The following is a 24,214-nucleotide window of genomic DNA, read 5'->3' as shown; positions in this document are numbered from 1 at the left end:
AAGGTGTTGTTATGAAAAAAATTGTTATTTTAATATTAGTTTTATTAAGCTTATCTAAATCTATCGAAGAACCTGGCGATTTATCTGATTTTACACCAATGTTTGCTATTAGATCCTTACAGACAGGAATTAGTTTAAGCCCTTTTAGAGAGACTTCGGAAGATTTAAAAGACCAAAATTGGATCTTAAGAGAAATTATACTTAGCGATGAATTAAAACAAAAAGATGAATTAGGAGAATTGTTACACTTTGGTTATGTGCAATTTGTAAATCCAAACGATGATGATATTTGTTTGGCGATACTAGAAAGTGGTTTTTTTGGAGGGAAATCATGCAAACAAGATTTAAAAGATGGAAAGTTAGAAACTATATTTTCTATTATGCCAACAACTAGCTCAGCAGTTCAAATAAGATCTTTAGTTGAAGGTGGAAGAGAATGTATGAAAATATTTTATAATCCAAATGTTCCAATAGAAAAACGTTTTGGTATACAACCATGTACTTTAGATCCAGCTTTATTTTTAGATTTAAATGAATTAATGTTTTTTACCCCAGCCATTATAGAAGCAACCCCTATTTATTAATTACTTGCAAGCAAGCTAAAATAATAAGCTTGTGAGTAATTAAAATATTTAATAAATCGATGCAAAAAATAAATAATTTTCAAAAAATACTACTGGAGAAAATAAACCTTCATATACACTTTTAGCGTGTATTTTTCCACAACTTCTTTTAATTAAGCCAAAATAAGATAAAATATTTAAAATATTTAAAATATTTATAAGGAAATTTTTTTGAAAACCTTTTTAGTTTGTGCCTTAGAACCTTCGGCAAATTTGCATTTAAAAGAAGTGTTAAAAGCTTATAAAAAAGACTTTGGTAAATTTGAAATTCATGGGATTTATGATGAGAGCTTATGTAAAGAATTCGATCTAAATTCTAAGCCGCTTTATAGCTCACATGAATTTAGTGCCATGGGTTTCATAGAAGTTTTGCCTTTGATTTTTAAAGGAAAAAAAGCTATAAAAGAACTTGTAAATTTAAGTTTTACTCAAAAAATAAATGGGATTTTATGTATAGATTCGCCCGCTTTTAACATACCTTTTGCTAAGGCTTTAAAAAAAGCAGGCAGTAAAATTCCACGCATTTATTATATTTTACCTCAAGTTTGGGCGTGGAAAAAAGGTCGCATACCTATCATAGAAAGTCATTTTGATATTTTAGCTTCTATTTTGCCCTTTGATAATCAGTTTTTTAACAAAAGCACTTATGTAGGCCATCCGCTTTTAGATGAGATAAAAGAATTTAAAAATAAAGAAGACATTAATCATGCACTTTCAAAAAAAGATGATGAAAAAACTATAGCCTTTTTACCAGGTTCAAGGCGTAGTGAAATTAGGCGTTTAATGCCTATTTTTAAAGAACTCTCGCAAAAATTTAAGGGTGAAAAAATTCTTTGCGTTCCCCCATTTAATCTTGAAAAATTAGAAATTTATGGTGATATTAGTGAATTTAAAATAGAAAGTAACACTCCAAAAGTGCTTAAAAAAGCTGATTTTGCTTTTATTTGTAGTGGAACGGCTACTTTAGAGGCGGCTTTAGTGGGAACTCCTTTTGTTCTTACTTACAAAGCAAAAGCGATTGATATTTTTATCGCAAAACTTTTTGTAAAATTAAAACACATAGGACTTGCAAATATTTTTTGTGATTTTGCTGGAAAAGAAGCTTTAAATCCTGAATTTTTACAAGATAAAGTCAATGTTTTAAATTTATATGAAGCTTACAATAAATATGATTATAAGGCATTTTTTGCTAAAGTTGATTTTTTAAAAGAATATTTACAATTTGGAAGTGCTAAAAATTTAGCAAAAATCCTAAACGAAATATAAAAGGATAAATCATGCAAAAAGAACCAATGAGTCAATTTGGCTATGATAAGTTAGCCGCAGAATTAAAAGATTTAAAAGACAATCAACGCCCTGCTGTTGTAATAGAAATCGATACAGCAAGAAGTCACGGGGATTTGAAAGAAAATGCGGAATACCATGCTGCAAGAGAAAAGCAAGCTTTGATAGAAAGTCGTATGGCAGAGCTTAGTGACTTGCTAGCAAGAGCTCAAGTGATCGATCCTTCAAGCTATGAACATGATAGTGTGAAATTTGGCTCAAGTGTTGTGATCATGGATTTGGATACAGAAAAAGAAAGCAAATATACTCTAGTAGGAATTTGCGAAGGAGATTTAGATAAGGGTTATATTTCCATCGCATCTCCAATAGCAAAAGCTATGCTTGGGAAAAAAGAAGGAGATGATTTTAAAGTGCGTTTGCCAAAAGGTGAGAGTGAATTTGAAATCCTTTCTATAAATTATGAGCCTTTGAAATTTTAAGGATAAAAAATTTTACTACAAAATGGAGCGATTTTAATCGCGGATGCTCATGAAAATGAACAGAGAAAGGGATTTTGGGAATTTTTACAAATCTTAAAAAAAGGTAAAATTTCCACCCCTCAACTCATACTTATGGGTGATATTTTTGATTTACTTATAGGTGAAATCTCTGCTACGCATGAATTTGCTAAACCTTACATAGAACTTTTAGAAGAATTGGCCTTAAAGATTGAAATTATCTACTTAGAAGGCAATCATGATTTTAATCTTTCTTGTTTTTTTAAAAGGGTAAAAATTTTTAACTTACAAAAGCAACCCATAAAGCTTAATTTGCATACAAGTAAAGGTAATAATCTTGTTTTAAATAACGCTTTTATAAAATTAGCTCACGGAGATATTTTTTTACCACCTCTTTTACAATTTACTCTTAAAACATTAAGAAATCATTATTTGCTTATATTTTTGAATTTTTTAAATATTATTACTTGTAATTTTATTTCAAATAAAATTCTTCAAAATCAAAACAAAAAAAACCTTTTTTATCAAATAAAAGATTTTGAAAATTTAGCAAAAAAAAGATATGAAAGATATGAAAATTTAGGATTTTGGGTATGTGAAGGACACTATCATCAAAATCATCAAATCAACAAAGAAAACATTAAATATCTTAACTTAGCTAGTTTTGCATATGAGAGAAGTTTTTTTGTAGTAGAATATCAACAAGAAATCAAATTTCGAGAACAGAAATTGAGGGGTCAAAATGTTTGATGAAAATATCGTGAAAACGGGTTCAAATGAAATGGAGCTTGTCGATTTCCGTATCTTTAAGCAAGGACACGATAAAGTCTATGAAGGAATTTATGGTGTAAATGTTTCTAAGGTAAGGGAAATTATAAAAATCCCAAGCCTTACAGAACTTCCAGGTGTACCTGATTACATCGAAGGTATCTTTGATCTTCGTGGAGTGGTTATACCTGTAGTCAATCTTGCCAAATGGATGCAAATCACTGAGCCAGAAAGCGCTATGCTAAAACCTAGAGTTATTATCACTGAATTTAGCAATATTCTTATTGGTTTTATAGTTCACGAAGCAAAAAGAATTCGTAGAATAAACTGGAAGGATATAGAACCAGCAACTTTTTCTACAGGATCAGGTGCTTTAGATAAAGGTAAAATCACAGGTGTAACACGCATTGAAAATGATGAAGTGTTGCTAATTTTAGATCTTGAAAGTGTTGTTGAAGATTTAGGAATTTACGCTCCAAAAACAGATATAGATTTTGGAAAAATAGAAAAATTTACTGGAACAGCACTTATACTTGATGACAGCATGACTGCTAGAAAACGCGTCAAAGAAATGATGCAACAGATGGGCTTTCAAGTTGTTGAAGCTAAAGACGGCGTAGAGGGCATAAACAAATTAGAAGAATTAAGCCAAGTTTATGGTGAAAGTTTAAATGATACTTTAAAAATTATAGTAAGCGATGTCGAAATGCCACAAATGGATGGTTTCCACTTTGCTGCACGCATTAAAGAAGATCCAAGATTTAAAGATATTCCTATAGTCTTTAACTCGTCTTTATCAAATGAATTTATGAATGAGAAAGGTGTTCAAGAAGCTGGTGGAGAAGGCTATCTTGTCAAATTTAACGCTAGCGATTTCTTCAATGAAATTGCAAAGGTTATTAAAAAACATCAATCTCAAGAACAGGGGTAAAATATGGAAGATATGCAAGAAATACTTGAAGACTTTTTGGTTGAAGCTTTTGAGCTTGTTGAGCAAATCGACCATGATTTAGTAGAGCTTGAATCAAATCCAGAAGACTTAGAATTATTAAATAGAATTTTCCGTGTTGCACATACGGTTAAAGGATCATCAAGTTTCTTAAATTTTGATGTTTTAACAAAGTTAACTCACCACATGGAAGATGTTTTAAACAAAGCAAGACATGGCGAGTTAAAAATAACTCCAGATATCATGGATGTAGTTTTAGAGTCTATTGATAGAATGAAAACTCTACTTAATTCTATTCGCGATAATGGCAACGATACTGCTATTGGTATGGACATAGAACCAATTTGCGCAAGATTAACAGCTATTTCAGAGGGAGAGTCTCCTGTTGAGGCAACAGATTTAAATGAAAAATCTACTCCACAAGCAGAACCAGAAGCACCAAAACAAGAAACAACTACTCCTGAACCTGAAGTAGATGTTAATCAATTAAGTGATTCTGAAGTTGAAGCTGAAATAGAAAGACTTTTAAAAGTTAGAAAAGCTGAAGATCAAGCTCGTCGTGCACAAAAGAAACAAACAACAAATGCAGCACCTAAACCGACTAACAATACAGCAAATAAACCTGCAGAAAGTGGAGAGAAAAAGGTTCCTGCTTCAGGTAGCAATGCTAGCAGTATGGATCAAACCATACGCGTGGAAGTAAAAAGATTAGATCACTTAATGAATCTAATTGGGGAGCTTGTTTTAGGCAAAAACCGTTTGCTTAAAATTTATGATGATGTTGAAGAGCGTTATGAAGGAGAAAAATTCCTTGAAGAGCTTAATCAAGTCGTAAGTCAGCTAAGTATCATTACAACCGATGTTCAACTTGCTGTAATGAAAACAAGAATGCAGCCTATAGCAAAAGTTTTCAATAAATTTCCAAGAGTTGTTCGTGATTTGAGTCGTGAATTAGGAAAGCAAATAGAACTTGAAATTACAGGTGAAGAAACTGAACTTGATAAATCTATCGTAGAGGAAATTGGCGATCCTATCATGCATATGATTAGAAATTCATGTGACCATGGTGTTGAGGATCCAGCAACTCGTGCAGCGAATGGAAAACCTGAAAAAGGTATAGTTCAACTTAAAGCTTATAATGAAGGCAATCACATCGTTGTAGAAATTACAGATGATGGTAAAGGACTTGATCCAAATGGTTTAAAAGCAAAAGCTATAGAGAAAAATTTGATTACCGAAAGAGAAGCAGATCAAATGACAGACAAAGAAGCTTTTGCTTTGATTTTCAAACCTGGTTTTTCAACTGCGGCTAAAGTAACAAATGTTTCAGGTCGTGGCGTAGGAATGGATGTTGTTAAAACCAACATCGAAAAACTAAATGGGGTAATTGAAATTGATAGTGAGTTAGGTAAAGGAAGTTCGTTTAAACTTAAAATTCCTCTTACCTTGGCAATCATTCAATCTTTACTTGTAGGAACTCAAGAGGAATTCTATGCAATTCCACTTGCAAGCGTTCTTGAAACAGTTAGAGTGCCAATTGATGATATCTATACTATCGAAGGTAAAAATGTATTACGCTTAAGAGATGAAGTGCTTTCTCTTGTGAGACTTTCAGATGTATTTGGAGTTAAACAAGTCCTTGAAAGCGGCGATCAAACTTATGTCGTTGTTATAGGGGTAGCAGAAAGCAAGCTTGGTATTATAGTAGATACTCTTGTAGGACAAGAAGAGATAGTTATTAAATCTATGGGTGATTATTTACAAAATATCCAAGGTATAGCAGGAGCTACAATCCGTGGCGATGGTAGAGTGACATTAATCATTGATGTAGGTGCTATGATGGATATGGCCAAAGAAATTAAAGTTGATATTAAAGCGCAATTAGAATCAAGTGCAAAAAAACCCAAAGAACAACCAAGTGACTATAAAGTCTTAATTGTAGATGATTCTAAAATGGATAGAACTTTAATGCAAAAAGCTTTAGAACCACTAGGAGTTAGTTTAGTTGAAGCAACAAATGGTGTTGAAGCATTGAATATTATAAAATCTGGCGAACATGATATTGATGCAATGCTTATAGATATCGAAATGCCAAGAATGGATGGATACACCTTAGCTGGTGAAATTAGAAAGTATTCTAAATATCGTAACTTACCACTCATTGCAGTTACTTCAAGAACAAGTAAAACTGACCGCTTAAGAGGTGTTGAAGTGGGTATGACTGAATATATCACTAAACCTTATTCTCCAGAATACTTGGAAAATGTGGTTAGAAAAAATTTGAAACTAGGATAAGAATATGAGTAATGAAAAATTAGAGCAAATTTTGCAAAAACAGCAAACTCAGATGGCTGGTCCTGATGTCGATCAAAGAGAAGATGATATCATCCAACTTGTCGGCTTTGTAGTTGGAGATGAGGAGTATGCGATTCCAATTCTTAATATACAAGAAATCATCAAACCTATAGAATATACTAGAGTTCCTAGTGTACCTGATTATGTTCTAGGGGTTTTTAATATGCGTGGTAATGTTATGCCACTTATTGATCTAGCTCAACGCTTTCATTTAGGGAGTTCTAAAATGACACCTCAAACAAGATATATTGTTTTAAGGGGTGAGACAAATGGAACTGGAGTTGGAGGAAATGCTGGTTTTGTTATAGATAGATTAACTGAAGCAATTAAAATTCACAGAAACAGAATCGATCCACCACCTGAAACTTTAGTTAAAGACAAAGGTATGATTTATGGTATAGGAAAAAGAGATGAAAATATCTTAACTATACTCAAAGTAGAAGCTTTACTTAAACGCGAATTTTAATGATTAAACTTTGTGTTTTTGACTTTGACGCTACTTTAATGGATGGTGAAACCATCGATATTTTAGCTACAGCGCATGGCAAGGGTGATCAAACAAGCGAAATTACCCGCCATGCTATGACTGGAGAACTTGATTTTTTCGAAAGTCTTCAAAAACGAGCAAGCCTTTTAAAAGGTATGTCTTATAAAAAAGTTTTAGAATTAAGTAGCACATTTCCACTAATGCATGGAGCACATGAACTTATCCAATATTTAAAATCTAAAAATATACAAATTGTTATTTTTAGCGGTGGTTTTCATGAAGGCATAGATCCTGCTATGCAAAAACTTGGAATTAACCTTGGTTTTGCAAATTATCTGCATCATAAAAATGACATTTTAACAGGGCTAGTTGGTGGAGAAATGATGTTTTCAAATTCAAAAGGCTTAATGCTACAACGATTAAAAAGCTTTTTAAATTTGAAAACAGATGAAGTGATGTGTGTTGGCGATGGGGCAAATGATTTGGCAATGTTTAATGAAAGTGGATTAAAGATTGCATTTTGTGCTAAAGAAATTTTACGTTCTCAAGCTGATATTTGCATAGATATAAAAGACTTAAAAGAAATAATAAAGGTAATATAATGAAAAATTTTTCTCTTTGGTGTGATTTTATAGAAAATAGTTTTTTAGATAATGAATTTTTAAATTTATTATCACATGGAATTAATGGTGCTACTTCAAATCCTGCTATTTTTAAAAATGCTATTTTAAATTCTCCGATTTATAAAGATAAAATTCTTAAATTAAAAGGAAAAAAAACAAAAGATATTTATGAAGAATTAGCAATTTCCGATATTCAAAAAACAGCCGATAAATTAGCTCCTCTTTTTTATCAAAAAAACGATGGATTTATAAGTATTGAAATAGATCCAAGACTTCATGATAACACGACTCTTAGTTTAGGCGAAGCTAAAAGACTTTATAGTGCTATTAGCAAAGAAAATGTAATGATTAAAATTCCAGCTACAAAAGCTTCTTATGAAGTAATGTATGAACTTATGAAAAATGGTATTAGCGTCAATGCTACCTTAATTTTTTCTCTTGAACAAAGTCAAAAATGTTTTGAAGCTTTAAATGCAGGTTTAGTCGAATTTAGAAAAAACAATATAGCCTTAAAAGAACAAAATACTAGAACACCACAAGCTGTTATAAGTATTTTTGTAAGTCGTTTTGATAGACTTTTAAATCCTAAAGCCAAAGAGCAAAATCGTATTGGAATTTTAAATGCAAATTTAGCTTATAACAATATCTACTCAAAAAATGAACCTAATATTCGCGCCTTGTTTGCAAGCACTGGAGTTAAAGGAGATGATCTGCCAAAAGACTATTATATCAAAGAACTTCTTTTTGAGAATTCTGTTAATACTGCTCCTCTTGATGCAATAGAGGTATTTAAAGGAAAAATGGATTTTAAAAAACCTTTAATGAATTTTGAAATTTATACAGAACTTAATCAAATCATTTCTCAAAGTGAACGAGAAAAAGCTTGCAATGATTTATTAAGTGATGGCCTAGAGCAATTTTGTATTGCTTTTGAAGATATTTTAAAAGCTCTTTAATTAACGTATTTTTATCATTTTATTCTTTGAAAGTTTTAATATTTTTGATGGGATATTTTCGAAAAATTTCTCATCAAGTATTATATCAGCAACACTTCTAGCCCATTCTTCATCAAATTCTTTTCCATGCTTGTTTGCCGAAGATGAATAAAAATAGCCATTTTTACTTAAAAAATTCGCATGTTTACACTCTTTCACAATACGAATGGCCTGATTATTTGGATAGATAAAAGTTGTTTTTTTAGAACGACGTACTAAATTTTTAAAAGATTTTGGAATTCTTGCTAAACTTTTTAACTCGCAAAATTTCGCAGAAGTGATTAAGCAAGGTTGATTTTTACCTCTACCTTTTAAAGCATTAATCTCTTCTAAATTTTTACTTAAAAATCCTACCGTAGTATCTGTTTGAGCTAAATAAATCATCAAGGAACTGGTAAGCCTAATTTTTGCAAAGGAATATACTCAAAATAATATTGACAACGTACACTAATAATATAGTCTAGAACATCTTTATATTCAGGCTTCATAAACCAATCATTTAAAAGATAAATATATTCTACTTCGATATTTGCCCTAGAAAATAGTTTTTGATATTGCTTTTTCTTAAAATCACAAGTCTGCAGTTTCTCATCTACAGATCCAGGCACACTTTGAAATTTACACTCAATAATATGCAAAGTATTGTTAATAATCACATAAATACTATCATCTGGCAAAAGTTTTTTAGAAATGCACTCTTTCCAATTAATTTTCAATTCTTCTAAAAATTCATAAAGCTTGTGTTTTTTAAAAATTCTTGCTACTTTTTTATTATTAAAAAAGACTTCTTGTTTTTCATTAAGAGTATAACCATTTTGTTGCGACAAAAAGGTTGCTAAATCCACTCTTCCCTCAAATACTAATCCAGTTTGAGTATTACTTCCGCCAATTCCACCTGTAATCATAAATAATCTCCTTGAAATAAATTATTTTTTTCCAATAATCGTAAATCATTAATTTTATTTTTAATAGTATTAAAATTATTTTCTAATTCTTTTTTTCTAGCTATTGATATTTCAATAAATTCACTTTCTTTCTCAAAACCTATAAATTTTCTATTTAATAAATTCGCCGCAATGCCCGTAGTTGAACTCCCACTAAAAGGATCGCAGATTAATGAGCTTTCATTGCTTGCCATTAAAATAAGTCTAGCAAGCAAGGCTAAAGGTTTTTGTGTGGGATGTTTTCCATTTGTTTTTTCCCAAGGGGCAATAGCATTAAAAGCCCAAACATCACGCATTTGTTTATTCTTGTTTAAAAATCTTAAAATTTCATAATTAAAAATATGCTTATGTTTATGACTTTTTCTAGCCCAAATAATTTGCTCTGTCGAATGCGTAAGATAGCGACAGCTAAAATTTGGCGGAGGATTTGTTTTTTGCCAAGTAATGATATTTAAAATTTTAAAATCAAGTTTTTGCAAAATTCTACCAAGTGAGAAAATATTATGGTAAGTCCCGCTAATTAAAATACTTCCAGTATCTTTAAGTGCTATTTTTGCATTAGATAGCCATTTTAAATTAAACTTATCTATTTTTTCAATATCATCACCCCTATCCCAGTTTCCTTTATTTACACTAACTATTTTACCATTTTGAATACTTAAACCATCATTTGAAAGAAAATAAGGCGGATCAGCAAAAATCAAATCAAATTGTTTTTCAAATTTGGGCAATAATTTATTACAATCATTTTGATAAAGGGTAAAATTTTTATCTTTGCTAGCGAAAATAAACTTTTCTTTTAAATTCACTTAAGATACTCCTGCAAGCTTTTTACTTCTAAATAACTTTCGTTTTGTATAGCTTTAATCGATTTTGCACCTGCTAAAGCCGAACGTAAATTTGTGAAATAAGGTATTTTAAAACGAATGATATTTTCACGAATTTTTTTCGTATCACCTTTAAAACTGTGACTATCGCTTGTATTGATAACTAAATGAATTTCCCCATTTTTCAATTTATCTTCAACATTGGGGCGTCCTTCTGAAATTTTATGTACAAGTTCGCACTCAAAACCACTTTCTAAAATTTCCTTACAAGTTCCCCCAGTTGCCATAAGTTTAAAGCCAAGCTTTACATATTCTGCGGCGATTTTTTTGGTATATTTTTTATCCTTATCTTTTAAGGAGATAAATACCACGCCTTGCTCTGGAAGATGATTAAACGATGCGATTTGACTTTTTGCATAAGAATTTGCAAAATCCTTGCTTATACCCATAACTTCACCCGTTGAACGCATTTCAGGGCCTAATTCTAAATCACTTCCGCTAAGTTTTGCAAATGGAAATACTGCTTCTTTTACACTCATATATTTTGGAGTTTTAGGGCGTAAAATTTTAGTATCAAAATTAACCACTTTGAAAGTATCATAAAATTTTAAAGCTTCTTTTAAATTTCCTTGCCACATCACACGCGTTGCCACTTTTGCTAAAGGAATACCCGTAGCTTTACTAACAAAAGGCACAGTACGACTAGCTCTAGGATTTACTTCTATCATATAAAGCTCATTATTATGTAAAGCAAATTGTATATTTAAAAGCCCTACAACTCCTAAATTTAAAGCAATATCTGCGGTTTTTTGTGCAATAAATTCTTGCATTTTTTCATCGATATTACAAGGTGGTAAAGAACAAGCACTATCGCCTGAATGAATTCCTGCTTCTTCTATATGCTCCATAATTCCTGCCATATAAACATCTTTGCCATCACAAATCGCATCAACATCAATTTCTGTAGCATTGTCTAAAAACTGATCGATCAAAACAGGACTTTTATCACTCACATCCACAGCTTCTTGCATATAGAGTCTAAGTTCAGACTCATCATTTACCACACGCATCGCACGCCCACCTAAAACATAACTTGGTCTTACAAGCACAGGATATCCTATATCACTAGCCTTAAGCACCGCTTCTTCTACGCTTGTCGCGGTAGAATTTTTTGGCTGATTAATACCTAGCTTTGTAATAAATTCGGCAAATTTCTTTCTATCTTCTGCCATATCAATTACTCTTGCACTAGTACCTATAATCTTAGCTCCAAAAGCACTCAAACGCTTAGCAAATTTCAAAGGAGTTTGTCCACCAAAATGCACAATCACTCCATCAGGTTTTTCACGCTCAATCACCGCTCTTAAATGTTCGAAATCAATAGGTTCAAAATACAAAATATCACTTGTATCATAGTCAGTCGAAACGGTTTCAGGATTACAATTATACATAATGGTTTTAATACCCATATCTTTAAGCGCAAAAGAAGCATGTACGCAAGCATAGTCAAATTCTATACCTTGTCCTATGCGGTTTGGCCCCCCACCTATAATCATCACTTTTTTTTCTTTTTTATCCCTAGTTTCACTCTTACTTTGAGTGAGTTCGCTTACATTGATACTTGAATAAAGATAAGGAGTTAAGGCTTCAAATTCACCCGCACAAGTATCCACTTCACTAAATTCTGCGATGATTTTTTGCTTCATTCTTGCATAATAAATATCATTTTGGCTTAATTCTAAATTATCTTTCAAATTTACAAGCAAGGCTATCATTTTATCTGAAAAGCCCATAGTTTTTGCTTTTCTCAAAAGAGCTTTATTGTTTAAAATATCCATATCAATTTGCTCTTCAAAATCTACAATTTCTTTAATCTGTGTTAAAAACCAAGGATCTATTTTGCAAAGCTCATGAAGTTCTTCTACACTAAAACCTTCCCTAAAAGCCTGAGCAATATAAAGTAAACGCTTTTCATTGGCATTGCGAATTTTAAAAACAAGATCATTTCTATCTTCAAATTTTACTCTATCAAAACCACTCAAAGAGCGCTCAAGAGAACAAAGTGCTTTTTGTATACTTTCTTTAAAAGTACGTCCTATAGCCATCACCTCACCCACACTTTTCATAGCTGTACCTAAAGTTGTGTTTGCCCCTGGAAATTTTTCAAAAGTAAAGCGAGGAATTTTTGTTACAATATAATCAATCACAGGCTCAAAAGATGCAGGAGTTCCTGTAATATCATTTTTAATCTCATCTAAACTAAAGCCTACTGCCAAAAGTGTCGCAACCTTTGCTATAGGATAGCCCGTTGCCTTAGAAGCTAAAGCACTTGATCTTGAAACTCTTGGATTCATTTCTATAACTATCATTCTTCCATTTTTTGGGTTGATAGCAAACTGCACATTACTTCCGCCTGTATCTACGCCAATTTCACGCAAAATAGCAAAAGAAGCATTACGCATAACTTGATATTCTTTATCCGTCAAAGTTAATGCTGGAGCTATTGTAATACTATCTCCTGTATGAACTCCCATAGGATCGATATTTTCTATACTACAAACTATGATACAATTATCCGCTCTATCACGCATAACTTCCATTTCATATTCTTTCCAACCCAACAAACTTTCTTCAATCAAAATTTCATGGATAGGCGATAAAGCTAAAGCAGTATTGGCAAGTTCTTTAAATTCGTCCATATTATAAACCACACCACTTCCAGCACCTCCTAAAGTATAAGAAGCACGGATCATCAAAGGAAAGCCAATTTCATCTACAGCTTTTAAAGCTTCATCATAATTATACGCATACATCGATTTTGGTAAATCCATGCCGATTTTTTTCATGCATTCTTTAAAGACCTGACGATCTTCACCTTTTTTAATCGCCTCAGGGTTTGCACCTAAAAATTTCACATCTCCTAAAAGTCCACTTTCATAAACTTCCATAGCAACATTTAACGCTACTTGTCCACCCATGGTTGGTAAAATTGCATCAATTTTTTCTTTTTTAATAATACTTAAAATACTTTCTTTTGTTATGGGTTCTATATAAGTCGCATCTGCAAATTCGGGATCTGTCATGATGGTTGCAGGATTTGAGTTGATTAATACTACACGATATCCTAATTCTTTTAAAGTCTTTGCGGCTTGAGTTCCAGAATAATCAAATTCACAAGCTTGTCCTATCACAATAGGACCACTTCCTATAAGTAAAATGCTTTTAATATCTGTTCGTTTTGGCATAAATTTTCCTAAGAGCATAAATTTGGGCTGATTATAACAAAAATTAGTTTTATAAACTTTGAAATTATCGATATAATTTTAAAAAATAAACACTCTGCTTTTAATCTAGGAAATAATACATAAAGAAATTTAAGATTTTTTATAAAATTCTCATTCAATTATAAACATTTATTTGATAATTTAACAAAATTTTTAGCATTAAACAAAGTTATAATAATTAGCAAAAATATAGAAAATTTTTAAAAAGTCTAATCCTTGACTTATAAATTATCAACTACATATAAATAAGCAGGAATACTAATCTTAACATAAGGCTTTACTTCTACACTTTGATACATATCTTCATCATTAACTCTATTCACAATACCGACAGGTATATCTGAAAAGAAAATATTATCAAGTCCACTTGTTAAAATTTCATCTCCGACATTAATTTTCGCCCACTTTGGAATAAATTTAACCACAATCCTGCCATCTTCACCCTGGATTAAACCTGGAGCTTTGGATTTTCCTATATAAACAGAAAAAACACACTGATCATCACCTTGTAAAAGAGCCATTGCTCTACCATTTTTATTAATAGCTATACCTGCAGTATATCCTTGATATATCAAACCACGGTTTTTACCAACGGGAATTTTGCTCCAATCTAACCATAATTTTTTATAATCATTCAATTGAACATAAGAAATAACTCTAGTTAAAGAAACTTGAGGTAAATATTTTGTAGAATTTTGATCCTCTAAAATACGATTTAATTGATTTGCAAAACTAGTTACCTTTACAGCAATATCTTCTAATTCTTTATTTCTAGCTTTTAGTTGCTGAATTTGATTTGCTTGATTAAAGTGTTCTGAAATTTTTTCTCCCAAATAATCTTTAATATTATAAAAATTACCTATAACAAAATCATTAACACGGAGAACATTTTGCTTAATAAGTCCTCCATAATAAAAAGATATAAAAACCAAAAAGGCTAAGACAAGAACATAAAAAATCTTATTCTTCATTGGTTAATTGTTGCAATAATGAAATTTCCTCTAAAGCTTTACCTGTTCCTTTTGCTACAGCTAAAAGCGGTTCATCTGCGATATAAACTGGCAAACGTACAATTTCACTTAAGTATTTATCAAGACCACGAATCAATGCTCCGCCACCTGTTAAAACTACACCATTTTCTACTATATCACTTGCTAAATCAGGCGGCATCATTTCAAGAACCATTTTTAAAGCATCAGCAATTTCTTTTAAATACTCACGCATCGCTTCTCTTACATCTTCGCTTGTAAGTTCAATACGACTTAAAAGTCCACTTACTTGATCGCGTCCTTTTACCACCATAGAAAGCTCTTTTGGAAGTTGTATTGCTGAACCTATAGTGATTTTGATCTCTTCGCCTGTTCTTTCACCTATGATAAGATTGTATTTTTCTTTTACATAATTAACTATACTCATATCAAGCTTATCTCCAGCCGTACGAATAGACTTTGAAATCACAAGTCCACCCAAAGAAATCACTCCAATTTCAGTAGTTCCGCCCCCTATATCTACTACCAAATTTCCTTTAGGCTCTTGTATAGGTAAACTTGCACCAATAGCTGCTGCCATAGGCTCTTCAATCAAAAATACCTCTCTTGCACCTGCGCTTAAAGCACTTTCTCTTACCGCTTTTCTTTCTACTTGAGTTAAACCATAAGGAACAGAAATGATAATTCTAGGGCGTAAAAAACTTTTTCTACGGTGTGTTTTTTCTATAAAATAGCGGATCATTTTTTCAGTCATATCAAAATCTGCAATCACGCCATCTTTCATAGGACGAATAGCTTCGATATTGCCTGGAGTTTTTCCCACCATATCTTTAGCTTCTTTACCTACGGCTAAAATTTTTGCTTTGGAACCATACCTTTCTCTTTCAACTGCCACAACAGAAGGCTCATTTATCACTATACCCTTATCTTTTATCAAAACTAGCGTATTAGCTGTTCCTAAATCAATCCCCATATCACTAGAAAAAAATCCTATAAGTTGATCTAATATCATTTCTATCCTTTTAACTTATTTTTCTTTTTATTAATAATGCTTTTGCATTGTCTTTAACAACTTCTTTAGTTATTACAATATCATAATTTTTATACTCTGGTAACTCAAACATTAAATCTACCATCATTTCTTCTATAATACTTCTAAGTCCCCTAGCTCCTGTTTTTCTCTCCAATGCAAGTTGCGCGATAGCTCTTAGAGCATCTTCTTCAAATTTTAAATTTACCCCATCAATAGCAAAAAGCTTTTGATATTGTTTAATAATGGCATTTTTAGGCTCAGTTAAAATTCTTACCATATCCTCTTCATTAAGCTCATTTAAAGATGCAATCACATGCAAACGACCTATAAGCTCAGGAATCAAACCAAAATGCACCAAATCATCAGGTTCGATTTTCTCAAGCAAAGCTTTATTTTCTTCTTTTGCATCATCAAAAAAGCCCACAACTTTATCGCCAAGTTTTCTTTTTAAGATAGTTTCCAAACCATCAAAAGCTCCACCACAAACAAATAAAATATTTGAAGTGTCAATTTGTATAAACTCTTGATTTGGATGTTTTCTTCCCCCTTTTGGTGGAATATTTACCAAACTTCCTTCGATAATCTTAAGTAAAGCTTGTTGCACACCCTCTCCACTTACATCACGAGTAATAGAACGATTTTCACTCATTCTAGCAATTTTATCAATCTCATCAATAAACACTATACCTTTTTGAGCTCTTTGCACATCTCCATCTGCAGCTTGCAAAAGACGTGTTAAAATATTTTCCACATCCTCACCTACATATCCTGCTTCAGTTAAAGAAGTTGCATCACAAATTGCTATAGGTACATCTAAAAATTTAGCTAAAGTTTGCGCCAATAAAGTTTTTCCACTTCCTGTTGGCCCAACAAGTAAAATATTTGACTTAAAAAGCTCTGTATCATCATCTTGAAGTTCGGCTTTAAAAAGTCTTTTATAATGATTGTATACTCCAACACTAAAAACTTTTTTAGCTCTATCTTGTCCTATGACATAACGATCTAGATAAGCTTTTAATTCTTTTGGAGTGATATCTTTAAATTCTGTATTATGGCTTTGTTTAGGTTCTTTAAATTCTTTTTCTTCTCCATAAATAATACTATAAGCACCTTCAACGCAATATTCACAAATAAAAGCATCATCATTTTCATTTGCTAAAATTCTTCTTTGTGGATTCTCCACTTCATTGCAAAAACTACATTTTCTAGGCATTATTTTTACCCCTATAGACAGGAATTCCGCGCTTTGTTTCTAATATAAAATGGCACATTTTTTTAACATTTTCACTTTCTTGATTTTCAAGCAAATTTTTAGCATTTTCTTTTAAATCTCCTTGTCTAAATAAAGTTTTAAAAGCTCTGCTAAGTCTATCTACTTCATCTTTATCAAAACGACGACGAATACCTACTAAATTTAAACTTCTAATACTTGCACGATTTCCTTCTGCTAAACAAAACGGTACTATATCCTGAGAGAGTGCACTAGCTCCTGCTATCATACAACCCTCACCTACTTTGACAAATTGATGAATAGGTGTAAGCCCGCCTACAACCGTAAAATCTCCAAGCTCTACATGTCCTGCTAAAGTTGCATTATTAGCTAAAATAATATTATTACCTAAAAGACAATCATGAGCAATATGACAGTAAGCCATAATAAAAGCATTATCGCCTATACGAGTAAAACCATCTCCTTTAGCTGTACCTGAATTTATCGTTGCAAATTCTCTAATAGTTGCATTTTTTCCTATAACAACACCGCTTTTTTGCTCTTCTTTATAAGATATATCCTGAGGAATATCGCCTACTATAGCATAAGAAAATACACGAGAATGATCACCTATAGTTGTATCTGAAAGAATTCGAGCACCTTGTTTGATGACAACATCATTACCTATTTTAGTATCTTTACCTACATAAGCATAAGCTTCTATTACAACATCGTCACCAAGTTGTGCACCCTCTTCAATCACCGCACTTGGATGAATTTTTTTCATTATTTATCCACTATCATAGCTTTAAGCTCAGCCTCTGCAACTAAATTTCCATCTACAAAAGCTTGCCCTTTAAAAATCCACATATTACCACGATTTTTAACCACGCTCATTTCATAATCAAGCCTATCTCCAGGACGCACAGGATTTCTAAATTTTGCTCCATCTATGCCTGTGAAATAAACTACTTTACTTTTTGGATCCACTTTATCTTCCATACTTTCAAAAGCTAAAACTCCGCCTGTTTGAGCCATACCTTCTAAAATCAAAACTCCAGGATAAATAGGATGCCCTGGAAAATGTCCCATAAAAACATGGTCACTTATACTGATGTTTTTATATCCTCGAACCACTTCTTTAACTTTTAATTCTGTAATTTTATCTACTAGTAAAAAAGGGTAACGGTGTGGTAAGATTTCTTGAATTTGCATTACATCTATCATTATTAAATTAACCTTGAAAACAATTAAAAATTTTATTATATAAAAAAATCATTAAAAATTATATTAACAAAAAAAGTTTTTCTTAATAAATTTCTTAAATTTCTACAAGTATCTCTTGATTATCATGATAAATTTCACTTTTTGCTATCACTTCATATCTTGAAGGTAAAATATTTTCAAGGATGATAATAGGGCTAAGATTATAAGCTCCAAACAATTTATTACGCCATTTAATTTCTGCTTGAACACTCAAAGGTCTTTTTAAAAAATCTTCAAAATTTTTCCATTTGTTTTTAAAAAATGCATTAAAACGCCAAAATTCCACAAAAACCATTTCATCTTTAGTACTTCTATAAAAGCCTTCTTTTAAATTTTGTTTTAATTTTTCCTCATCCAAAGAAAATCTTGTATAAACGTTTTTAAAATGCGAATAAAATAAAATATGAGATTTAACAGGCTTTTTGTCTAATTTTATCAAAGCGCTTAAAAGACGATAATTTAAAAATTTCTCTCTTAAAATTTCAAATTTTATACCCTTTTTTTCCCATAAAACTACTTTTTTATAAAAAGCTATTCTTGCTTCTATACTTGCAGGTAAAATTTGCTTATTTACAGGAGATATTAACTCATCAATAAAATTCTTATCTTGTTTTTGTTTTTTAAGCCCATAAATACAACCACAATAGTTTTGATGATAAAGCATTTCTTTTTTTGCTAAAGCAAACTGCCTTTGAGTGCCGCCATTTTTACGAAAATCAGGAGCTAAAAACTCTACTCCATAAGGCTCACATTCTTTTTGCAAAGCATTTTTTAACTGTTCTAAATCTTTTTTAGGACTGGTTAAAAGCGTAGTAGTAAGCTTTTTTTCTCCTATTTTAGCAGCAAATTTAACACTAGATCCCATTCTTACATCAAAACAAATTTCACACCTTGCACCTTTTTCAGGCTCATCTTCATAACCACGCACAGCATTAAGCCATTTTTCATACTCATACTCGCCCTTATATAACTTAATACCAAGTTTATCACAAGATCTTTTTACATCTAAAAATCTTAGTTCGTATTCGCTTAAAGGATGGATATTTGGATCATAAAAATACCCTATGATTTTTTCATCAGGATAGGTCTTTCTAAGTTCTTCAACAAAATAATGACTATCCACACTACAACAAATATGCACTAACATTAAAGACTTTCAAGTACTTTTAAAGCATGATCTTTTACACGAACATTACTATAAATTTGAGCAATCTTACCTGTTTCATCGATAACAAAAGTAGATCGGATAAGACCTTCGTATTCTTTTCCGTAATTTTTCTTAATCCCCCAAGCTCCATAAGCTTTAGCAACTTCTTTTTCGCTATCACTAAGTAAAATATGCTTTAAATCAAATTTAGAGATAAATTTTTCATGACTTGCCACGCTATCAGGACTGATACCGATAATCACTGCATTTTTATCACCAAATTTATCATAATTTAAACTAAAATCACAAGCTTCTGTAGTGCAACCTGGAGTATTATCTTTTGGATAAAAATACAAAATCACCTTTTTACCAATAAAATCTTTTAATGCTATTTTTACCCCATCTTGATTTAAAAGCTCAAACTGAGGCGCTTTATCTCCTATATTTAAACTCATTTGTTTGCCTTTGCTTTGATAGCTTCTACACTTTCTCCGCCAAAGCCTATGTCATAACTTTCTACATCTTCTAAAACCACCACAACTCTTTCTTTACTTTTATTATATTTCGTGCTTAAAAGTTTGGTAATATCAGCTATAAGCTCCGCTTTTTGTTCCTTGCTTAAAGACGGCTTTGCTAATTTAATATTTACCAATGGCATAATTTCTCCTTTTTAACGATAATTTTTCATAATTATTTCAAAAAATACCTAATATTTTTTTTAACAAAAAACCTTAATTTAATAAAAGCTTATTGTTAGTATATTTTTGATAAAATCCCGATTTATTCTTAAAATAATATTTTTTAAGAAATAAACAACTATAAAAGGTAAAAAAATGATCTCAGCAGATAAAATTTGGATGGATGGAAAATTAGTTGATTTTAAAGATGCAACTTTGCACTTTTTAACCCATTCTTTACATTATGGCAATGCTGTTTTTGAAGGAACTAGAGCCTATAAAACAGATAAAGGCTTAGCAATTTTCAGACTTGAAGATCACACCAAAAGACTTTTAGAGTCTGCAAAAATTACTCTTTTAAATTGTCCTTTTTCTCAAAAAGAGCTTGAAAATGCACAAATTGAACTCTTAAAAGCAAACAATTTTAAAAGCAATGTCTATATCCGCCCTTTGATTTTTTTAGGCGATGGAGTTATGGGACTTTATCATATAAAAGCTCCTGTAAGAGTTGGAATTGCAGCTTGGGAATGGGGCGCTTACCTTGGAGAAGAAGGCTTAGAAAAAGGCATAAAAGTAAAAATTTCGTCTTTTGCAAGAAATAGTGTTAAATCATGCATGGGAAAAGCTAAAGCAAGCGCGAATTACCTTAACTCTCAAATTGCAAAATTTGAAGCTATTGAAGCAGGTTATGAAGAAGCTTTAATGCTTGATGAAGAAGGTTTTATCGCAGAAGGAACAGGAGAATGTTTCTTTATTGTAAAAGATGGGGTTTTAATCACACCTCCAAATGATTTTTCTTTAAAAAGCATTACTCAAGATACAGTGCTTAAAATCGCTCATGATCTTGGTGTCACTGTGCTTCGCCAAAGAATTTCAAGAGATGAAGTTTATACTGCTGATGAAGCATTTTTTACCGGAACAGCCGCTGAAATCACACCTATTAACAATATTGATGCAAGAATAATAGGAAATGGTTTAAGAGGATCTGTAACTAAAAAACTTCAAGATGCTTATTTTGATGTAGTTTATGGACGCAATCAAAAATACGCATCTATGCTAACTTATATTTAAAAAAGGAAATAAATGCCAGCTGATTTGAATGATTATTTCAATAAAAAAAATGGAAATTCTAATAATAACGGAAACAACCGTCAAAATTTCAATTTCAAAGCACCAGAATTTAATTTTAAAGGTTTTGGAAAATTTTCTCCGCTTATTTATGGGGTGATTATTATTATCTTATTTTTAATCGTTGCAAAACCTTTTATGGTAATAAATTCTGGAGAAATGGGTATTAAATCAACAACAGGTAAATATGACCCAAATCCATTAGAACCAGGACTTCACTTTTTCTTGCCTTTTGTACAAAAAATAACCATAATCGATACTAGAGTAAGACAAATCAACTATGCTTCTATAGAGGGAAGTAATGAAAATTTATCTTCAGGTTCAGGTGTTATTAATAAAAATAGTATTTCTGTACTTGACTCTCGTGGATTGCCTGTATCTATTGATGTTACAGTGCAATACCGTTTAAATCCTTTGCAAGTTCCTCAAACCATAGCTACTTGGAGCTTAAATTGGGAAAATAAAATTATCGATCCAGTTGTTCGTGATGTAGTGCGAAGTGTTGTAGGAAAATATACAGCCGAGGAACTTCCTACTAATCGTAATACAATAGCCGCTCAAATAGAAGAAGGCATAAGAAAAACTATAGAAGCTCAACCAAATGAACCTGTAGAACTTCGTGCTGTACAACTTAGAGAAATTATTTTACCTTCAAAAGTAAAAGAGCAAATCGAACGCGTACAAATTGCAAAACAAGAAGCTGAAAGAACTAAGTATGAAGTAGAAAGAGCTAATCAAGAAGCCTTAAAAAAAGCCGCCTTAGCTGAAGGGGAAGCAAACGCAACCATAATTAGTGCTAAAGGTAAAGCTATGGCTGTTAAAATAGAAGCAGATGCACAAGCTTATTCTAATAAAGAAATCGCAAACAGCTTAAACACTCCTTTACTAAATTTAAAGCAAATTGAAACTCAAAAAGAATTTAATGAAGCTTTAAAAGTCAATCAAGATGCTAAAATTTTCTTAACTCCAGGTGGAGCAGTACCAAACATTTGGGTTGATACCAAAGATACTAAAAAGCAAAGTTCTGCCAACATGAACTAAAAGGATACGCAAATGGAAAAACTAAGAGAAATCGTGCTTTTTTACACTACTCATTTATATTTAGTGGATTATATGCTGATTTTATTAGTTTTTTTTCTCTTCACTTGTGTTTTACTTCTTTGTGTATTTTTACGCCATAGACCTATAGCAGCACTTTTTATTATTGCATTTGATATTATTATTTGTTTTTTAGTTTATATCTATGGGTATAAACTAATAGACAATGAAGTAAGAACTCGAAAAACCGCTATTACGGATCAAAAAATAATACAAAGCTCAAATGATTTAATTGTTGATTTTAACATTACAAATAATTCAAAAAATAATTTTAAAGAATGTAAAATTACAGCTAAAATTTTTGCGGATAAAATACCTAATGATAATATCATAGAAGAATATAAAAAGAAATTTATCCCTTTTAGACAAAAAAGTAGAGAAATTAAAGATCTAAAGAAAAACGCAACCCAAGTTCAAAGAATTGCTTTTGAAAATTTTAACTATGAAAATAACTATACCATACGCTTAGTTTCGGAGTGTTTTTAATGCATTTTACGATTTTCCATATTATAGCTTTTATCATTTTACTTATTTGCTTTGCCTTGATTTGTATTTTAATCTTTCTAAAAGTCAAACAGAAAGAAATGGCTTTAATTTCTTATACCATAGCTACTATTTTTACCGCACTTTTGATATATTCTATTTTTCTAACAATCAATCAATTCACCACTCAAGCCGATCTTAGCAAACTAACCTATACAAGAGATCTAAGACATGAAAGTGTTATCGTGAGCGGAAAGGTTCAAAATCTTACTAAATTTGAAATCAGAAAATGCTATTTGATACTTAGCATATTAAACCAAAAAAAAGTAGGGGGAGAAATTTTCAATGATAAAAATATTCGCAATGCCAAAATGCAAAATACAAGTGTTTCTTACACTATAGAAATTATAGACAAACTTCCGGGTAATACTTATAAAGAATTTAGAGCCAGTGTTCCTTTTCCTCCAAGTTTTGATAACCCTGAATTTTATCACACTCTAAAATGTATTTGATTTAGAAAATACTTAATATTAATAATTAGAATTTGTCTATATCACATTTCATTAAATCTTAAAGAATTAAACATATATTATTTTATAGAGATAACTAGCTTTTTAGCTAGTTATCTAAGGTTAAAACCTCTTCTTCTTAACATCTTCTAAGATATTATTAGCTATATCACTTACTGTACTAGAAATAATAGCTGATTCATTAGCAATTTCAACATTATCTTTAGTAGTTTGATCAATTTGTGCTACGCTATCATTGATTTGAGTAATACCTGCAGTTTGTTCTTTAATACTTTCTGCCATATCATTGATAGATTGAACAAGTAAATTAGTATTAGCTTCTATTTCAGATAAAGACTTTTGAGTTCTCTCAGCTAGTTTTCTAACTTCATCAGCCACAACAGCAAAGCCTCTACCATGTTCTCCAGCACGTGCAGCTTCAATAGCTGCATTTAAAGCTAGAAGATTAATTTGATCTGCAATATCTCCTATAATACCTGTAACATTTTTAATCTCTTCAGATTGAGTGATAACATCACTAGTTTTAACTGAAACATTTTGCATAGAAGAAGTGATCTCTTCTAAAGCTGCTGCAGTTTCTTCTAAAGATTGAGCTTGAGAATTTGAAGAAGTGGTTAAGCTTTGAACAGCAGTTTGTAATTTTCCACTTTCATTAGCTAAAGCATTAGCAAAGTCTGAACTTTGTTTTAGCATTTTAACTATTTCATCGCCTAAAGCATTAGTAGTTAATTCAACACTTCCTGAAGCATTAGAGATTTTATTTCTAAAATCTAAGCTTTTGTATTCTTCAAATATTTTATGAATAACATTCATATCAGAACCTACTCTAGCTTGTAAAACATCAAGAAGTTTATTTAGAACATTTTTAAGTTCAATAAGTTGTGGGTTTCTTGGATTAGCAGTAATTCTTGCTGTTAAATTACCACCTTCTACAACTGATACGGTTTGAACTGATTCTTTAACAGCTTGATTGTCTTGTTCTAAACCTTTTTTAGTAGCAAGGATGTTTTCGTTGAT

Annotated in this window: 26 protein-coding genes; 13 read left to right on the top strand and 13 right to left on the bottom strand. The window is 31.3% G+C overall.

Translation table 11 applies throughout. The annotated features are described in order from the left end of the window. Positions 1–11 precede the first annotated feature (11 nt). From AJ884_RS04245 to AJ884_RS04205, 9 genes are all read left to right on the top strand, one after another. Complete coding sequence (locus tag AJ884_RS04245) at positions 12–584, top strand: cytochrome c oxidase subunit IV (RefSeq protein ID WP_044779556.1); 573 nt, start codon at positions 12–14, stop codon at positions 582–584. A gap of 210 nt (positions 585–794) precedes the next feature. Beyond that, positions 795–1,889 (top strand): lipid-A-disaccharide synthase, encoded by a 1,095-nt coding sequence (gene lpxB, locus AJ884_RS04240; RefSeq protein WP_070233685.1) that lies wholly within the window; start codon positions 795–797, stop codon positions 1,887–1,889. A gap of 11 nt (positions 1,890–1,900) precedes the next feature. Then, on the top strand, positions 1,901–2,386 hold the full coding sequence (gene greA, locus AJ884_RS04235; RefSeq protein ID WP_070233686.1) for a transcription elongation factor GreA: 486 nt from the start codon (positions 1,901–1,903) through the stop codon (positions 2,384–2,386). Positions 2,387–2,395: 9 nt separating this feature from the next. After that, entirely contained in the window at positions 2,396–3,154 is a 759-nt protein-coding gene (locus tag AJ884_RS04230) for a UDP-2,3-diacylglucosamine diphosphatase (protein WP_350223087.1), read from the top strand. Further along, positions 3,147–4,103, top strand: a complete 957-nt coding sequence (locus AJ884_RS04225) for a chemotaxis protein (RefSeq protein ID WP_002934096.1) — start codon at positions 3,147–3,149, stop codon at positions 4,101–4,103. Before AJ884_RS04230 ends, AJ884_RS04225 begins: the two co-directional genes overlap by 8 nt. A gap of 3 nt (positions 4,104–4,106) precedes the next feature. Next, the gene (locus tag AJ884_RS04220) at positions 4,107–6,416 is read left to right on the top strand and encodes a chemotaxis protein CheW (RefSeq protein WP_070233687.1); all 2,310 of its coding nucleotides are present in this window, start codon (positions 4,107–4,109) and stop codon (positions 6,414–6,416) included. A 4-nt stretch (positions 6,417–6,420) separates the two neighbouring features. Continuing rightward, positions 6,421–6,942 carry a chemotaxis protein CheW gene (locus AJ884_RS04215; protein ID WP_002826355.1) on the top strand — a complete coding sequence of 174 codons (522 nt, stop codon included), beginning with the start codon at positions 6,421–6,423 and terminating at the stop codon, positions 6,940–6,942. Continuing rightward, positions 6,942–7,565 (top strand): phosphoserine phosphatase SerB, encoded by a 624-nt coding sequence (gene serB, locus AJ884_RS04210; protein WP_070233688.1) that lies wholly within the window; start codon positions 6,942–6,944, stop codon positions 7,563–7,565. The genes AJ884_RS04215 and serB overlap by 1 nt, the downstream gene beginning before the upstream one ends. Further along, positions 7,565–8,542: a transaldolase gene (locus AJ884_RS04205; RefSeq protein ID WP_070233689.1), complete on the top strand. Its 978-nt coding sequence runs from the start codon at positions 7,565–7,567 to the stop codon at positions 8,540–8,542. The genes serB and AJ884_RS04205 overlap by 1 nt, the downstream gene beginning before the upstream one ends. Here AJ884_RS04205 and AJ884_RS04200 read toward each other — a convergent pair whose 3' ends face one another. The 12 genes from AJ884_RS04200 to AJ884_RS04145 form a co-directional block, all read right to left on the bottom strand. Then, positions 8,543–8,965 carry a hypothetical protein gene (locus AJ884_RS04200; protein WP_002861062.1) on the bottom strand — a complete coding sequence of 141 codons (423 nt, stop codon included), beginning with the start codon at positions 8,963–8,965 and terminating at the stop codon, positions 8,543–8,545. Further along, a complete protein-coding gene (locus AJ884_RS04195; protein ID WP_070233690.1) occupies positions 8,965–9,486 on the bottom strand; it encodes a PD-(D/E)XK nuclease superfamily protein in 522 nt (173 codons plus the stop codon). The genes AJ884_RS04200 and AJ884_RS04195 overlap by 1 nt, the downstream gene beginning before the upstream one ends. Next, the gene (locus AJ884_RS04190; protein ID WP_070278328.1) at positions 9,483–10,334 is read right to left on the bottom strand and encodes a DNA-methyltransferase; all 852 of its coding nucleotides are present in this window, start codon (positions 10,332–10,334) and stop codon (positions 9,483–9,485) included. Before AJ884_RS04190 ends, AJ884_RS04195 begins: the two co-directional genes overlap by 4 nt. Further along, a complete protein-coding gene (carB, locus tag AJ884_RS04185; RefSeq protein ID WP_070278330.1) occupies positions 10,331–13,597 on the bottom strand; it encodes a carbamoyl-phosphate synthase large subunit in 3,267 nt (1,088 codons plus the stop codon). The genes AJ884_RS04190 and carB overlap by 4 nt, the downstream gene beginning before the upstream one ends. 260 nt (positions 13,598–13,857) lie before the next feature. Next, positions 13,858–14,607: a rod shape-determining protein MreC gene (gene mreC / locus AJ884_RS04180; RefSeq protein WP_070278332.1), complete on the bottom strand. Its 750-nt coding sequence runs from the start codon at positions 14,605–14,607 to the stop codon at positions 13,858–13,860. Continuing rightward, positions 14,597–15,637 (bottom strand): rod shape-determining protein, encoded by a 1,041-nt coding sequence (locus tag AJ884_RS04175; RefSeq protein WP_002861059.1) that lies wholly within the window; start codon positions 15,635–15,637, stop codon positions 14,597–14,599. Before AJ884_RS04175 ends, mreC begins: the two co-directional genes overlap by 11 nt. A 10-nt stretch (positions 15,638–15,647) precedes the next feature. Further along, entirely contained in the window at positions 15,648–16,871 is a 1,224-nt protein-coding gene (gene clpX / locus AJ884_RS04170; RefSeq protein ID WP_002860329.1) for an ATP-dependent Clp protease ATP-binding subunit ClpX, read from the bottom strand. Then, on the bottom strand, positions 16,864–17,655 hold the full coding sequence (gene lpxA, locus AJ884_RS04165) for an acyl-ACP--UDP-N-acetylglucosamine O-acyltransferase (RefSeq protein ID WP_002861057.1): 792 nt from the start codon (positions 17,653–17,655) through the stop codon (positions 16,864–16,866). Before lpxA ends, clpX begins: the two co-directional genes overlap by 8 nt. Next, positions 17,655–18,095 (bottom strand): 3-hydroxyacyl-ACP dehydratase FabZ, encoded by a 441-nt coding sequence (gene fabZ / locus AJ884_RS04160; RefSeq protein ID WP_002851782.1) that lies wholly within the window; start codon positions 18,093–18,095, stop codon positions 17,655–17,657. The genes lpxA and fabZ overlap by 1 nt, the downstream gene beginning before the upstream one ends. 94 nt (positions 18,096–18,189) lie before the next feature. Beyond that, positions 18,190–19,281, bottom strand: coding sequence for an epoxyqueuosine reductase QueH (locus AJ884_RS04155; RefSeq protein WP_070233695.1), 1,092 nt, complete (start codon positions 19,279–19,281; stop codon positions 18,190–18,192). After that, complete coding sequence (bcp, locus tag AJ884_RS04150; RefSeq protein ID WP_052858462.1) at positions 19,281–19,736, bottom strand: thioredoxin-dependent thiol peroxidase; 456 nt, start codon at positions 19,734–19,736, stop codon at positions 19,281–19,283. The genes AJ884_RS04155 and bcp overlap by 1 nt, the downstream gene beginning before the upstream one ends. Next, positions 19,733–19,939: a 4-oxalocrotonate tautomerase family protein gene (locus tag AJ884_RS04145; protein WP_044779567.1), complete on the bottom strand. Its 207-nt coding sequence runs from the start codon at positions 19,937–19,939 to the stop codon at positions 19,733–19,735. Before AJ884_RS04145 ends, bcp begins: the two co-directional genes overlap by 4 nt. Positions 19,940–20,114: 175 nt before the next feature. Between AJ884_RS04145 and ilvE the strand changes: the two genes are divergently transcribed. Genes ilvE through AJ884_RS04125 form a run of 4 tightly spaced genes read left to right on the top strand, consistent with a single transcriptional unit; the run spans position 20,115 to position 23,179 of the window. Then, a complete protein-coding gene (gene ilvE / locus AJ884_RS04140) occupies positions 20,115–21,029 on the top strand; it encodes a branched-chain-amino-acid transaminase (protein WP_044780359.1) in 915 nt (304 codons plus the stop codon). Positions 21,030–21,041: 12 nt separating this feature from the next. Then, positions 21,042–22,127 (top strand): prohibitin family protein, encoded by a 1,086-nt coding sequence (locus tag AJ884_RS04135; RefSeq protein WP_070233696.1) that lies wholly within the window; start codon positions 21,042–21,044, stop codon positions 22,125–22,127. A 12-nt stretch (positions 22,128–22,139) separates the two neighbouring features. Continuing rightward, on the top strand, positions 22,140–22,670 hold the full coding sequence (locus AJ884_RS04130) for a DUF2393 domain-containing protein (RefSeq protein ID WP_002861051.1): 531 nt from the start codon (positions 22,140–22,142) through the stop codon (positions 22,668–22,670). After that, positions 22,670–23,179: a DUF2393 family protein gene (locus tag AJ884_RS04125; protein WP_002861050.1), complete on the top strand. Its 510-nt coding sequence runs from the start codon at positions 22,670–22,672 to the stop codon at positions 23,177–23,179. Before AJ884_RS04130 ends, AJ884_RS04125 begins: the two co-directional genes overlap by 1 nt. A 120-nt stretch (positions 23,180–23,299) precedes the next feature. Here AJ884_RS04125 and AJ884_RS04120 read toward each other — a convergent pair. Next, on the bottom strand, positions 23,300–24,214 hold a 915-nt coding region (locus AJ884_RS04120; RefSeq protein ID WP_002934477.1), incomplete at its 5' end, for a methyl-accepting chemotaxis protein.

The sequence above is a fragment of the Campylobacter sp. BCW_6463 genome (assembly GCF_001762785.1).
GTDB lineage: Bacteria > Campylobacterota > Campylobacteria > Campylobacterales > Campylobacteraceae > Campylobacter_D > Campylobacter_D jejuni.
This window is presented reverse-complemented; position numbering and strand designations above follow the sequence as displayed.